9 protein-coding genes are annotated in these 14,285 nt (G+C 44.6%); 5 read left to right on the plus strand and 4 right to left on the minus strand.

Going from position 1 to position 14,285, the window contains the following annotated elements:
• The first annotated feature begins 644 nt into the window (after positions 1–644).
• The 3 genes from FE810_RS07325 to FE810_RS07335 all read left to right on the plus strand — a co-directional run bounded on the left by FE810_RS07325 (position 645) and on the right by FE810_RS07335 (position 6,149).
• Positions 645–3,554 carry a family 78 glycoside hydrolase catalytic domain gene (locus FE810_RS07325; RefSeq protein ID WP_246036967.1) on the plus strand — a complete coding sequence of 970 codons (2,910 nt, stop codon included), beginning with the start codon at positions 645–647 and terminating at the stop codon, positions 3,552–3,554.
• A 158-nt stretch (positions 3,555–3,712) separates the two neighbouring features.
• Positions 3,713–4,702 (plus strand): 2-keto-3-deoxygluconate transporter, encoded by a 990-nt coding sequence (gene kdgT, locus FE810_RS07330; protein WP_138319387.1) that lies wholly within the window; start codon positions 3,713–3,715, stop codon positions 4,700–4,702.
• Complete coding sequence (locus FE810_RS07335) at positions 4,692–6,149, plus strand: sulfatase (protein ID WP_171022291.1); 1,458 nt, start codon at positions 4,692–4,694, stop codon at positions 6,147–6,149. Before kdgT ends, FE810_RS07335 begins: the two co-directional genes overlap by 11 nt.
• Before the next feature lie 165 nt (positions 6,150–6,314).
• On the opposite strand, the gene FE810_RS07340 is transcribed toward FE810_RS07335, so the two are convergent.
• From FE810_RS07340 to FE810_RS07355, 4 genes are all read right to left on the minus strand, one after another.
• On the minus strand, positions 6,315–7,802 hold the full coding sequence (locus FE810_RS07340; protein ID WP_138319389.1) for a sulfatase family protein: 1,488 nt from the start codon (positions 7,800–7,802) through the stop codon (positions 6,315–6,317).
• A gap of 374 nt (positions 7,803–8,176) precedes the next feature.
• Positions 8,177–9,598, minus strand: coding sequence for a glycoside hydrolase family 5 protein (locus FE810_RS07345; RefSeq protein WP_138319390.1), 1,422 nt, complete (start codon positions 9,596–9,598; stop codon positions 8,177–8,179).
• Positions 9,599–9,604: 6 nt separating this feature from the next.
• Positions 9,605–9,919, minus strand: a complete 315-nt coding sequence (rhaM, locus tag FE810_RS07350; RefSeq protein WP_138319391.1) for an L-rhamnose mutarotase — start codon at positions 9,917–9,919, stop codon at positions 9,605–9,607.
• Between the two features lie 91 nt (positions 9,920–10,010).
• Positions 10,011–10,943, minus strand: coding sequence for a DUF4861 family protein (locus tag FE810_RS07355; RefSeq protein WP_246036968.1), 933 nt, complete (start codon positions 10,941–10,943; stop codon positions 10,011–10,013).
• Positions 10,944–11,231: 288 nt separating this feature from the next.
• On the opposite strand from FE810_RS07355, the gene FE810_RS07360 reads away from it, so the two are divergent.
• Positions 11,232–12,719: a sulfatase gene (locus FE810_RS07360; protein ID WP_246036969.1), complete on the plus strand. Its 1,488-nt coding sequence runs from the start codon at positions 11,232–11,234 to the stop codon at positions 12,717–12,719.
• A gap of 181 nt (positions 12,720–12,900) precedes the next feature.
• Positions 12,901–14,106 (plus strand): right-handed parallel beta-helix repeat-containing protein, encoded by a 1,206-nt coding sequence (locus FE810_RS07365; protein ID WP_171022292.1) that lies wholly within the window; start codon positions 12,901–12,903, stop codon positions 14,104–14,106.
• Positions 14,107–14,285 lie beyond the last annotated feature (179 nt).

The raw sequence follows: 14,285 nt of genomic DNA on the forward strand, positions 1-14,285 counted from the left end.
TAAAAATAGCTAGCGCTATTGGAATACGCCGATAAATCAACTTTTAAAGTCGCGAAAAACCACAAGCCCGAGCTGATCGCGGCGAAGTTTGAACTATCACGATGGATGGGGAAAACCATAATGTTGCATAACCGATTTATGTTAATGCATCGAAAAAACGGGTTATTTTCATGTCTGTAATTATCCGACTCATGCGAACATTGGCTTGCACAGCTATTTGTGGCTTATATCCTGAACGACACCCTTTCAAAGTCTTACCGGATGTCTGATGGATATACGCGGCTTGCATCGGTCGCGGTGTTAACTCCTTACATTATCTTCTGTTACAGCGTTTCCTAAACGTTGTACAACTCAACATTTTTCTATGCCATGAGCGTTACTCGTTTTTTTTGTACAGCTCAAAAGTGGTCACATATAATCATTTGTGCTCATTAATTGCTTCAGTTTCAATCTGAAGTTTGTTAGTTTGGCTAGCACCTATAACAAAATATCATGCGCTAGTTTAATAACATCACGTCGGGTTTCCTCTGTGTATTGAGAGAATGCAGGGCTTAGACAGATCTGGACCGGCTTCGATGGGATTGAATCTTTTCGCCTCAATCGTTTGGGTTGGCAGCATGATCATAAAATAAACAGAGAAGAGTATGATGAAAAATGGGCGTAGCAGATTGATTTTCTGGGTAGCGATCAGCGCGATATGCTTGGGGTGTTCACCGCAACCAACCGCTGAAGAAATTACCGCTAAATCGATACAGAAGTCGACACAGGAAACGTCGTTAAGTCCATCAAATCTACTTATTGAGGGCAATAAAACGCCCTTAAATGTCCATAATGGCAATGCCAATATGTCATGGCATGCGAATGTCGAACGACAACGTTACTACCAGATTCAGGTTGCAACGACTCTGGCTAAGCTACATGACGGCGAGTCTGATTTATGGGACAGCGGTAAAGTCGATTCGAGCCGCTCGGTCAATATCCCATATCAAGGTAAGACGTTGAAGGCGAATCAACGGGCTGTGTGGCGTGTCCGGGTTTGGTCGGATGATGCTATTAATCCGGGAGCCTGGAGTCAGGCAGAATATTGGGAGATGGGTCTGCTTAATGCCCATTCCTGGCAGGCCAAATGGATTCAGGCGGAACAACAAGTTGCGGTACAGAACAATGATGCCGTTGAACACTGGATGCGTTTGGCCGCGGATTTAACTAATCCAAAATTGAATCAAAGCAAAAGAGATACGCAACACCAGGTGCTGAAACAGCTAATCGAGCAACCAACCGCTGCTTTGTTCAGGCATGATTTTCACCTTGATGGTAGAAAGATTGTTAAGGCTAAACTGCATAGTACCGCCGCAGGCTATTATGAAGTTTATTTGAATGGCAGGAATGTTGATGACCGTATCATGGACCCCGGGCAAACCGATTTCGACCAACGCATTTTATACAATACCGATGCCGTATCTGATTTTTTGTCGCCAGGTAAAAACACCATCGCAGTTCACTTAGGGAGCGGTTGGTATGACGAAAATATCGCTTTTAGTCGCTGGAGCAACCCCGACAAAAAGTCCTCAACCGCCAAGAAAAAATCATTATCTTACGGCCAACCAAAATTTATTGCGCAATTGCACGTTACTTATGATGACGGTTCGAGTCAGCTTATCGTGTCAGATGAATCTTGGTTAAGTCATCCTTCTCCCATTGTAAAAGAAGGGGTTTTCTCAGGAGAATTACTCGATGCTAACTTAGCCATTGATGGCTGGAATCGCACTGGTCTTGAGGTAAAAGACTGGCAGCCTGTCAGAGTCCTGAACCAGTGGCCAACAAAGGTGTTAGAACCGCAATTATTGCCCCCAATAAAAGCGATTAAAAAGCTTACCCCGGTGGCGATGTTTAATCCGCAGGCCAATGTATGGGTATTCGACTTCGGCCAAAACTTCACCGGCATACCAACCATTGATTTGGCGAAATTAAATTTATCAAAGGATCAGGCTGTCTACTTTCGTTATGGGGAGTGGGTCGATACGTTTGGCAACATTAGCCTTAAATCCGGTGGCGGTGCGCCCCTGTTAAAACAAGTCGATGGCTATATTGCTACTGGTGATGAGCAAGGTACCTGGACACCAATATTTACCTGGCATGGTTTTCGCTACGTTGAAGTGACAGGGTTGCAGGAACAACCAGCATTGGACGCAATTTCTGCGCATTTAGTGCGCAGTGATGTCGCTGTGGCAGGCACCTTTGAGAGTTCCGATCCACTGTTAAATCGGATTCATGACACGGCTTTGTGGGGCTATGAAAGTAATTTGATGGCATTGCCAATGGATTGCCCTATTCGTGAACGCGCCGGCTGGACTGGTGATGCGCACGCCGCCTTGATCACCGGTAACTATAACTATCAAATGGGAAACTTCTGGCAAAAATACCTTGGAGATTTTAAAACCGCTGCCTATGTTGCACCCGCCGTCGTTCCCGGAAAACGCACCCATGGTGGTAATTTTGATTGGGCTGCCGCGGAGATTATTATTGCCTGGGAGCACTATCGACATTATGGCGACCTGCAATTATTGCAAAACCAATACCCAAGCATGCAGGAATATATGCAGGCTGGAGAAGCGAAACTGGAGAATTCATTGCTCAGAACCGGTTATGGCGACTGGTGTGATCCTGTGGTCAAGCCAGGCACGCCGCGTGTCAATGGCAGGTGCAGCCCGCAGCATACAACGCCAACCATAACCAGTTCCGCATTGTTTGCCCATACCGCTGATCTGATGGCAAACATCTCAACGCAATTGAACAAGCCCGAACAAGCGAACCACTATTCGCAGTTGTTTACGCGTATCTCTGAGCAATTTCATCAGGAGTTCTACGACCCTAAAACTAGTCATTATGGGAGTCAAACCGCCGATGCAATGGCAATTATGTTTGCTATTGCCCCTGAACATTTGCGGCCATCGATTGCTCATGCTCTCAATGAGAATGTGATCCGCGACTGGCATGGACATGCTTCGGTTGGCGCGCTTGGACAAACGTATCTTTATCGGGCTTTAAGCGATTTTGGCTATGCCAACACGGCGTTTAATATTTTTAAGGCCAAAGGTTATCCGGGTTATGACTATATGTTTAATGAGCTCAATGCCACCACACTCTGGGAGCGCAAAGGGTTTTATGATCCTCAGCAAGATCCCGATGGCACCGAAGCGCCAGGTTTTTCTCTAAACCATCCTTTTCACAGTGGCTATGATGGTTGGTTTTACGAAGGGTTAGGGGGAATAAGGCCTCTGGACGATAGCGTCGGTTACCAACATTTTGCGTTACAGCCTGAATTTGTAGACGGATTGGATTGGGTCAAAGTGAGTTACCAAACCCATTATGGGACGATAAAAAGTCACTGGCAGCGAGAAACGGATACCGTTGTCTGGAAATTCACTGTGCCTGACAACACCGTGGCTTATGTGAGCGTGCCTGAGATAAACGCAAAGGGAGCTAAAACGAAAAAACCGGCAAAGTATTCTGCCGGGCAATATGTTCTGCAGATCAACCTGAATGGAACCTAAACGTGAAATGGCGACATTGATAGAAAATTCCCGCCGATGCGCCTTCATTTCATCCAAAGCGAGCGCTTGGTAATAATGCGGCCATCGACCACGAATAGCCCTAGACAACAAGACTTAATAACAAAACTAATATAGAAACGAGATTAGGTGAGATACCCATGAACATTAAACAATCGATAGAGCGCGTACCCGGTGGAATGATGCTGGTACCATTATTTCTAGGGGCACTCATAAATACTTTTGCCCCCGATTCGGCGGATTATTTTGGCGGTTTTACCAAAGGACTGATGACCGGGATATTACCCATTTTAGCCGTTTGGTTTTTTTGTATTGGTGCAAGTATTAACCTACGTTCCACCGGAACTGTGTTACGTAAATCCGGCACTCTGGTAATCACCAAAGTTGCTACCGCATGGCTTGTTGCGATAATTGCAGCGGCGCTAATACCGGAACATGGCGTTGAAGCTGGCATATTTGCCGGGCTTTCAACTCTGGCATTAGTTTCTGCAATGGATATGACAAACGGAGGTTTATATGCCAGTTTGATGAACCAGTATGGCTCGAAAGAAGAATCCGGTGCGTTTATCTTAATGTCGCTTGAATCGGGCCCACTAATGACCATGCTAATTTTGGGGTCTGTTGGCGCAGCATCCTTTGAACTTCACCATTTTATTGGCGCAGTTTTACCGTTTCTTGCGGGTTTCATTCTCGGTAATTTAGACGTCAGTTTACGGGAATTCTTTAGCCGAGCCAGTGCCGTGATGATCCCATTTGTCGGGTTTGCATTAGGCAATACGATTAATCTGAGCGTTATCATGGAAACCGGATTGCTGGGTATCATTTTGGGGCTTGCAGTCATTGTTATTACCGGTATCCCACTTGTTCTTGCGGATCGCTGGATTGGTAAAGGCAATGGCACCGCGGGAGTCGCCGCATCATCCACGGCTGGCGCTGCAATCGCAAACCCTGCTGCCATTGCAGCGATTGAGCCTAAATTTGCTCTCGCGGCACAAAGTGCCACGGCATTAATTGCCACAAGCGTCATTGTCACCTCTATTTTAGTACCGATTATTACGGCTATGTATCACAAACGCTATGCGCATCAACCGCAGGACAATGATAACTATGAGGGCGCGTATGTCAGTTAAACTTTCGGCGTTACTTTCGATATGTACTCTATACCTGGCAGGTTGCCAGTCGGTATCGTTAACGCAACAACCAGGGGCGGACATTCAAAAACAGCCGAACGTATTGCTGATCATGGTCGATGATTATCGCACGGCGATGGGCGCGATGGGGGATACCAGAGCCATAACCCCGAATTTAGATAAATTGGCCTCTCAGGGAATGTTATTTAATCGTGCCTACGCGAATGTTCCCGTTTGTGGCGCATCACGAGCCAGTATGATGACCAGTATTTACCCTCACAAAACGCGATTTATTGATTACCTCGCCAATGCAGAGCGCGAAGTCCCTGACGCCGTGACTATGGGAGAGTTTTTTAAAAGTGCCGGATACCATACCCTTTCTAATGGCAAAGTATTTCACAGTAGAGAAGACTCAAATGAAGAGAGTTGGAGCGAATCAGCATGGGAGCCCAAGGCCAAAGGACCGGCATATTTTAGTGAAGATTCAAAAAACTATGTGAAACCGAGCAAACGTTTTGGCAATAGAGGACCTTGGTACGAACGCTCAAATCACGACGATGAGGCGTATTATGATGGTCAGGTAAAACAAAAAACCATTGCTGATTTGAGACGATTAGCGCAACAGGATAAACCCTTTTTCTTAGCCGCAGGGTTTCGCCGACCGCACTTGCCTTTCAACGCCCCAAAAACGTATTTTGAGTTATACAATCAGACGGACTTTCAACCGTCAACATTGCGAACTAAGCCAATCAATGCACCGGAGTCTTTAACGGGTTCTGGTGAAATTCACGTCTATCACTTTAAAAATCACCAGTATAACTCGGATGAATTTCATCGATTGTCGTTACTGGGATATTACGCAGCGGTGAGTTTTATCGACCAGCAGGTGGGTGACATATTAGCTACTCTAGATGCGTTAGGACTACGTGACGATACGATAGTGGTGTTAACCAGCGATCATGGATTTAACTTAGGCGAACACAATTATTGGGGAAAGCATAATATGCTCAATAGTGCGTTACACATTCCTTTGATCATTGATGCGCCTGACCGTGAAGCGGCATTAACATCGGATGCTTTGGTGAGCCTGGTTGATGTTTTTCCAACCTTGATTGAGCTTGCCGGGTTGAAACCTGATCAGCAATTATCACAACAAATGGTCGGACGTAGCCTGGTACCGTTATTAACCAATCCTGAGGATGTACATAAACCCGTTGTTTATTCTCGTTTCAAACAAGGAGATACGGTTATCACTGAAACATTAATATATACGGAGTATGTGACCGCTGACGGTCATCTGCAGAGGATGTTATTTGATCTGGCAGTGGATCCACAGGAAACAACCAATGTTGTATTTGAGCCTCGTTATCACAGCGATGTTAAACGTTTATCGGCACAGCTTCAGCAATTAAAAAATCAAAGTGAGGGGTACTCAACGAGTCAATAATCCGGGTAATTTAATCGGTATTGGCAAGCGATAACACGGTCTTTGCGGTGGTGGTTGCTCCTCCCCCGTTATAGTGAATACTATCACCTGCCTCGGATCAATGACGTACCTCTCGAGGAAACCTTGTATCAAAATCTGTATTCGGTCACTCATGCCCGGTGCACACTATGGCATTGACTCTTGCCAATGCTCTATTAGCAGATAATCCTGTGGTTTTAAGGTATTTTCCAGTGCTTTGTCGACACTTGTCCTGCGTGGCGGATTGTTTTGGTCTAACTTAAATGCTGGTGCTGTGATTACAGGAATATTACCAAAGCCTTCCGTGAGAAAGTCACCTTGTTCAGACATCCATGTAAATAACTGTTTTTGTAGTCGGTTTTTGATGTTGGTCAATTCTGGAACGGCGATTAAATTATGCTGCTCAAACGGGTCCGACTCTAAGTCATACAATGCTTCAAAGGGTTCATTGGGGTGCTGCATTGCACCAAGCCGTAAAAATGCATTGATATTCGGTTTGTCGCCCAGGTTTTTGTCGAGTACCTCAAGCGCATTAAAGTTACGGATATATTTATAGCGCTTGCTGCGGATCATCCGCGAGGGAAAAATATGCGCATTAATAATATTTTGATTGGTTCTGACCCCATATACGTATTGGTGAATGGCTTTGTCGGCGCCATTTAGCAAGGTTAAGAAGCTTTTTCCGTCCATGCTTTGATCCGCATTACCACCGGCAATATCGATAAAGGTTGGCAGTACGTCAGTATAGTGAATTAACTGTTCAGAACGAGAGTTAGGTTTTATGACATTTGGCCAGCGCACGATAAAAGGGACTTTTAAACCGATGTCTTTAACACCAAACTTGCCTGAGACCCCGTGATCAGCGCTATAAATAAACAGCGTATTGTCGGTTAAATGCGTGTCTACCAATGCCAGAACATGTTCCAGTTGGGTATTGTCCTCTTCAATACTTCGGTAATAGCCGGCTTTTTTCTTCACATAGGTTTCATTATGTTTTAAATGCTCATCGTAAGGATGAAATTTAAGGTCTTCTGGATTTGGATTTTTTACGTCAAAATACTTACCGTGGGGATACTTTGAGGTGATAAACATGACAAAAGGCTTGTTGACTGTTTTAAAGTAGGTTTCGATGTCTGCCAGGGGAATATAGTCTCTAGGGACGCCAGCTTTGGGGATCGGTTGCCACTCATGATCCCAGTCATAGATGTTTGCCGGTTTAACATGACTTTTACCCGCCAAAACAACATCATAACCTAATGCTCGCATGTGCTTGGTCACCGACTTTATATTCGGTCGAGTCGGAGTATGATTGGCGAAAGCACCATTTTTTAATGGATATTTACCGGTAAAAAGTTGCGTTCTGCTGGGAGCGCAAATTGCCTGAGCCGTAAAGGCGTTTTCAAATAACATGCCCTGATTAGCGAGTTGATCGATCGCCGGAGTATGTACTTTTTCATTGCCGTAAACACCGTAGTCGTAAACATCTTGATCGTCGGCTAAATAAAAAATAATGTTTGGCTTATTGGTATGCGCCAGAGCTGTTGATGCATTGTCCCCAGCTTGGGTTTTCGTAAGGCCGCTTAAAACGATTGCGATAAAGCTCAATGAAATTGTCAGTAACGTGTTATTTGTCATTGTCGATGGTACCAATATGATGAATAGCAGGGAAAGGTAACCACTTTCCCTTCATTTGCGTCCTAAAAAATGCGTTATACCAATCACATTAAATTATTGCTCACTCAGTGAGAATTTAAAGGCTTTTAGGCAAGGCTTTGATTACAGAGAATGGTCACTCCATTGTCAAAATCACTAACACAGGATAAACGCCTTTAAAACTCACCCGTAGGGAGTTTATCAGAGGTCCATTTACGGCCCTATATTTCATTAATATAGAATGACTATATCAATAAAATCTATGTTGTAACTGAACCTCTGCCCTAACTCTGAGTTGTGCACAAACTTAGTGTGATTGGTATTAGAATGTCTAGATTCAATCTGACAGTTAACGATTAATGATCCTTTACCGCTGGGTCTGGATGCTTGTATAAACCCGGCGTGATTTGCACGTCTAGCTCGGATTTATCAGATGGCCAGGCAAGAATGACTAATTGTTGTCTGTCTTCATCCCAGATAATGTTGCCAGGATTGGTGTTTGGCTTTGAATGTTTAACTTCAAAACCTCGAGTAAGAGGACTTTTGGTTAAAATCATGTCGTCATCAATGTGTACGGTAAATCCGTCGGGATAGTGGCGATCCGCGCCAATAAAAATGCGCGAGGCACCTTGACGATTATCACTTACCATAGTTAGGCTTAATGTCCTGCTAGCAAAGTCAAACAGAAAGCTTTTAATATCCCCAGCAATCAGTTGTGGATAAGGGCGGGCGATAATATCCGTGATGTATTTGCGCTCCACCGTGCCAATGGCCTGTTTATCCCGAAAAATTGCCCAGGTTGATTGGCCGCCGGGTAAAAAGTTTTGATAGCTGCGATTCCCTAAAAACCAGGCTTTAATTGAGCCAACGCCCATTTGGTCAAATATTTCAGCGGTTTTAATATAAAACTCAATATAATTAAGTTGCTCTTTTACTGAATTATCGGTGGTCACGAACGTTGGAAAACCCCACTCACCAATTAAAATAGGCGCCTGTAATAATTCCGACTCTTTAGCAAATCGTTCCATGGTTGGAACGATGTAATCCATGTTTTTTTGGTAAATATGCGGCGCAAAAATAATATTTTTTCGTTTGATTTTTTGCTTAATCTCCGCATATTGGTTGTTATTAATGGCGTCACCTTTATTCATAAAAACGGTTTGTATTAAAAACTGTTTTGTCTCGCTATACGGCAAGGCTGCGTCGATAAGCTTTTCGTAAAAAGGGATCAAATACTGATTGGTTAAATCATCATAGGCAATATCCATGTCTTTTTTACGAGGTTCATTAACAAGGTCATAGCCAATTACCGCATCATTGTCTTTGAAAGTATCCCATATATGCCGCCATGCGTTGATATACGTTTGCTGGGCATTGTTTTCATCGAGGTAAAGTTCCGACCAGGAAAACCCCTTGGCACCGTAGACGGTCAATTTAAAAATGGTTTTTATACCGGCTTCTCTCGCTAACGTTGTCGCTCTCTTTACCCGAGCCAAATACTCAGGTTCAAATGATGATTGACCAAATTCACTTAACCTGCCCAACTCAAGGCGAATTACCTGAACGTTAGCGCCCATGCGCACCATGCGAAGATAATCGTCAGGATTAAAATCGACTGAGCCTGCATGATCATTGGTGTTGATAACAAAACCGCGAGGGATCATGTGTCGCCCGTCACTGTCACGCAGGCCATGCTTTATATCGAAAGCCTGGGCGCTACCTAGGATTAAGGTAGAAAACAGCGTCGCTATGAGTGCCATTTGCAAAATACGGTTCATCCGTATTTACTCCAAATGGAAAACTAAGTCGATAGGTTCGGCGATAGGAGAATTGTCACTATGGGTTTCCATAATATCTGCCATAAATGCCCACCATTTCTTAACGATTGGCTGCAACGGTAAATTATCCATGCTGTGATTCGAAGTGCGTTTTAACACCGCAAATAATTTATTTGAGGACTTTTCGTGAAAAATTGAATAATCCGAAACCCCAGCAGCTTTAAGTGCGGTTACCAGTTCCGGCCAAATATCATCATGTCGTTTTTTATATTCTGCTTCTTTGCCAGGTAAGAGCGTCATAACAAAGGCAATTTTTTCCATGGTTTTTATCCAATATAGGGGTTAGTGATAGATTCGAGCAGTAAACAGGAGTCACTAGCCGGGTGTTGCCAGTGACTCAAGCGCATGCTTATTATTGATAGGTGTCTAGATAGGAATTCCAAGCATCTGCTGTGGTGATCTCTGCAGCAGTTTGCCAGGCAAATCCTGCTTTATAGGACAATTTTCCCTGAGCATCGGATTCGGTGAAAATCCATATATGGCTCTCATCTTTAATATCGCTTGCTATATGTTTAATCTCTTTAACAATGCTTGGTTCAACAAGTGCGCCGGTACCTAAGCCCTGACCGTCAATGTTTTCCCATGCTGAGATTCGGCCTGTTTCGGGGTTGGAAAAAGTCTCTGCTTTTTCATCATGGGTGGCAATTCCGATGGCAATGGGTAAAGCAGCGGGTTTGTCGTCCAACGTATACTCAGAGTTGACGGTGTATAGTTGACTGCCTAATGCTAAAGAGACCATTTTCGATTCCTTAACGATACCTAACGGTGTATACCATTCATACACTAAGTTAAAGACCACTTCGTCACCACCACTTTTAAGAACCTTGTAGCTTTTATAGCTGTGCGGGGCGTATGCTGTGCCATCAACCCAAACCGCAGAACCACCAACACCTCTACTAATGCCGGTATGATAAGGGTCATAGCCCTCGCCGTGATCAACATGATAGGAGATACCATCAAGATGCCCTTGGTACCATTTGTCGATAATCGAGTAATCTACCCGTTTTAACCAGGCATCAACGCCACTGGAGTGCCCTTTTAATGGTGCAGCTGGTCCGTAAACTCGGAAAGCAACTTTGTCATTTTCCCAGGCAAAATCGTCATTGCGTTCTGGGAAAAACCGACCATATGCCATCACTTGTGTATTCGCCGCCGGGGTCGATTGTGCCGTTGCCGTTTTGCTTGTTGGCTGTGTATCACTGGCGCCTGTGCAACCGTTTAGCAATATGCTACTGGCCAACAACACCAGTAATGAATTCATTGGTTTTACGAAACGTGTTGTCATAACTTTATCCTTTATTTTCAATATTCCGATTCACTCAGTACACCATGAGTTACGTCCCAGGCTAAACCATAGGTAAAGAAAGCCGTACCACTGGTTTTAGGCAAAAGCATCTTGTTTTTTACCAAAAGCGACGTTGATCAGGTTCCATCGGCTTTTTGCAGAGTTTTCAACTTACTTTATAATTTTGATTGATGTTGCACTATTGTGAGCGTTGTTGCAACTTTGAGGTGGCTGAGTTAATTTATCTGGTCTGATAGGCAATCCAAATAATAAGTTCAACGCAGTGATATGAATAGACGACATTTTCTGGTTGGTGGTGCTAGCGCCTTTGCTGCAGCGGCAATTTTTCAACAAGGCTGGTTTAGAAAGCTGAAGCAAGAGTACCCCAATGTACTTATGCTGATTGTCGATGATCTAAATGACTGGATTGGTCCTTTAGACGGACACCCGAACGCGAAAACTCCGAATATCGATCGATTGGCAGAGCAGGGAACCGTATTCGCCAATGCCCATGCGTCCGCACCCATTTGTGGTCCTTCCAGAGCCAGTGTGATGACAGGGCTTGCTCCTGCCACTACCGGTATCTACGGTCATGTTGGCGATAATGACATTAAGCTCGCTAACGAAAAGGCGGCACAGTCGGTGTTTTTGAGTGAGTACTTTCGACAACATGGATATTACACCGCAGCCGTGGGAAAAGTCTTTCATGATCAGGTAGCAGACGGCAGCTTTGACGTTTACGGTGGTCGCGTAAAACAGTTTGGACCTTATCCTGAGCAGCGTATGAAGTGGCATGACCCCAGAACCAATACCGACTGGGGCGCTTTTCCTGAACGCGATGATCAAATGCCTGATTTTGACAGCGCCCATTGGTTAGCCGAACAGCTGCATCAGGCTCATGAAAAGCCTTTCTTTATGGCTGGCGGTTTTTTACGACCGCATGTGCCGTGGCATGTTCCGCAAAAGTGGTTTGATATGCACCCCATCGAAAAAATAACCCTGCCAAATTATAAAGCAGATGATTTGGATGACGTGTCGGCGATTGCAAAAGCCGTTGCAGAACTACCGCAAATGCCGAGTACCGAGTGGGCGATTAAAAATGGTGAGTGGAAGAATATGGTTCAGGCGTATCTGGCCAGTGTCACCTTTGTCGATTCCTGCATTGGTATTGTTTTGGATGCGTTAGAAACCAGTCCGTATGCACATAATACCGCGGTCGTGGTTTGGGGGGATCATGGTTATCAGCTTGGCGAAAAGGGCAAATTTGCAAAAATGTCTCTTTGGGAGCGTGCGACAAGGACACCATTGATTATCAAACCACCCAGGAATCAACAGCGATCTGCTACCAGTAACGTGACCCACAAACCGGTGAGCTTATTGGATTTATACCCAACGTTACTCAAAATTTGTGGCTTGCCCGATAACGCAGCCAATCAGGGGAATGATCTGACGCCGTTGCTGGAGAACCCAGAGGCTCCCTGGGAGCACGTGGCGGTAACAACCTATGGTCCCAATAATCATGCGATTAAAACGGAGCGCTATCGATATATTGTTTACGCGGATGGATCGGAAGAGTTGTATGACCACTTTCACGACAAAAACGAATGGCATAATTTGGCGGCAGAGGTTAACTATCAGGACATTAAAAGTCAGCTGAAGCAGAAACTACCCCAAGAAAATGCAAACTGGTCGCCAGTGTCTTATTACCGGGGCAATGACTATTTTAATGGACTGACGGACAAAGCCCTGCAACAGACGGGATCGGCAAAGCCGTAAAGCAAAAACCATCAATTTAAGGTTTAAGAGAACGGTAGGTTTTTGCAACAGGCTGACACATGACAGATTGTAAGACCCTTGTTGTTCAAGTGTCAGCGAAGTCGGTGCGATTGCAGGAATAGGGGAACAGTCGGGATTACATTGTTTTCAGGGAGGAACAATAATAAAAAGGCAAATGATTATGTTAAAAAGAATAAATACAAACGTCGTTATCTGTTTGTTGTTATGCATAACAGCGAATAGGGTGTTCGCCGCGGACTGCAATTCAGTGCCGGTAAATCCAAATGGGGACACAAATAAATTACGCGACGCGTTGCAGCAGGCAACCAATACGGGATTGTCCCTGGAAATTAGTGGCACCTATTATATCGATACGGATCTGAAAGTTTACCTGAAGAAAGATTTAATCGTCGATGCGACGGGGGCTAAATTCATTGCTACCTCATCCTTAGATGGTGATATGTTCAGTTTTGATGCGCATAACAGCAAATCCGATGAATGCGATAGCGCTGCAACTTTGGTTGACCTTGACTGGCAAGGCGGGGACTTCAATATGGCAGAAGCTAAAGTATCTACGGTTGTCCCCATCCGATCTCGAACTCCTGCTGGTCGCGAGGGAACCAAGGCCACCGCCGATGCTTTGTCGATAAGAGGAGTGAAAGCCAATGGAGACAACAAATTAAACGACGTGAAGATTGAAAATATTGTCTTTACAGGCACGAAAAATACTACTGATGCCTTTGATCGTGCTGGCGGTGATAGTGGAATTTTATTGATTGGTGGATTAAAGGTTGATATTAAAAATAACCGGTTTTATGGCGTACGCGATGCCGCAATTTATGTATCGGCCGGAGGCGTAAATGGCGAATTTGGTGATCACTTTACCATCCATAATAACTATGTGGAACGTGCATATGATGGTATTACCAGCAAGCGTGGTGCTGACAATATCAAGATGCTCAACAACACGATGCAAGATGTCGTTGTAGGATTGAGTATAAAGCGGGTTTATGATGGTTGGACGTCAACCAATGTAACCATCAGTAATAATCACATAACTGCTGCGGTGCGGCCGGTGAGTGTTGAGCGCGCGAACAATGTGACCATTGAACATAATCAAATCCTGGCACTGGGTGCTGAAGTCGCCAACCAGTCAACAGCCATCAATAAATATGGGGTTCACTACGAAGGTATTGCCTTAAACGGCGTCCAGGGAAGCAATACGATTCGCTATAATACGATAAATGGCATCACGGGCAGTTCACGTGAAGGCATCACCACCACCTATGGTATCGTTACGCGTTTTGAAGATGGTCGGGAAACGACGGGCGTTACCATTACGGATAATACGTTTTCTCGATTAGACAAGTGGGTGAATCACTTTTAATTAAGGGTCCCTGATGACAGCCCTTTCTGACAAGAAGGGGCTGTCCTGCATTCGCCGATGATAGTCAGTGAACTCTGGCCATCATTGTAATACCAATCACATTAAATTATTGCTCACTCAGTGAGAATTTAAAGGCTTTTAGGCAAGGCTTTAATTGCAGAGAATGGTCGCTCCATTAT

Source organism: Thalassotalea litorea (genome assembly GCF_005843925.1).
In the GTDB taxonomy this organism is placed as follows: Bacteria; Pseudomonadota; Gammaproteobacteria; order Enterobacterales; family Alteromonadaceae; genus Thalassotalea_A; species Thalassotalea_A litorea_A.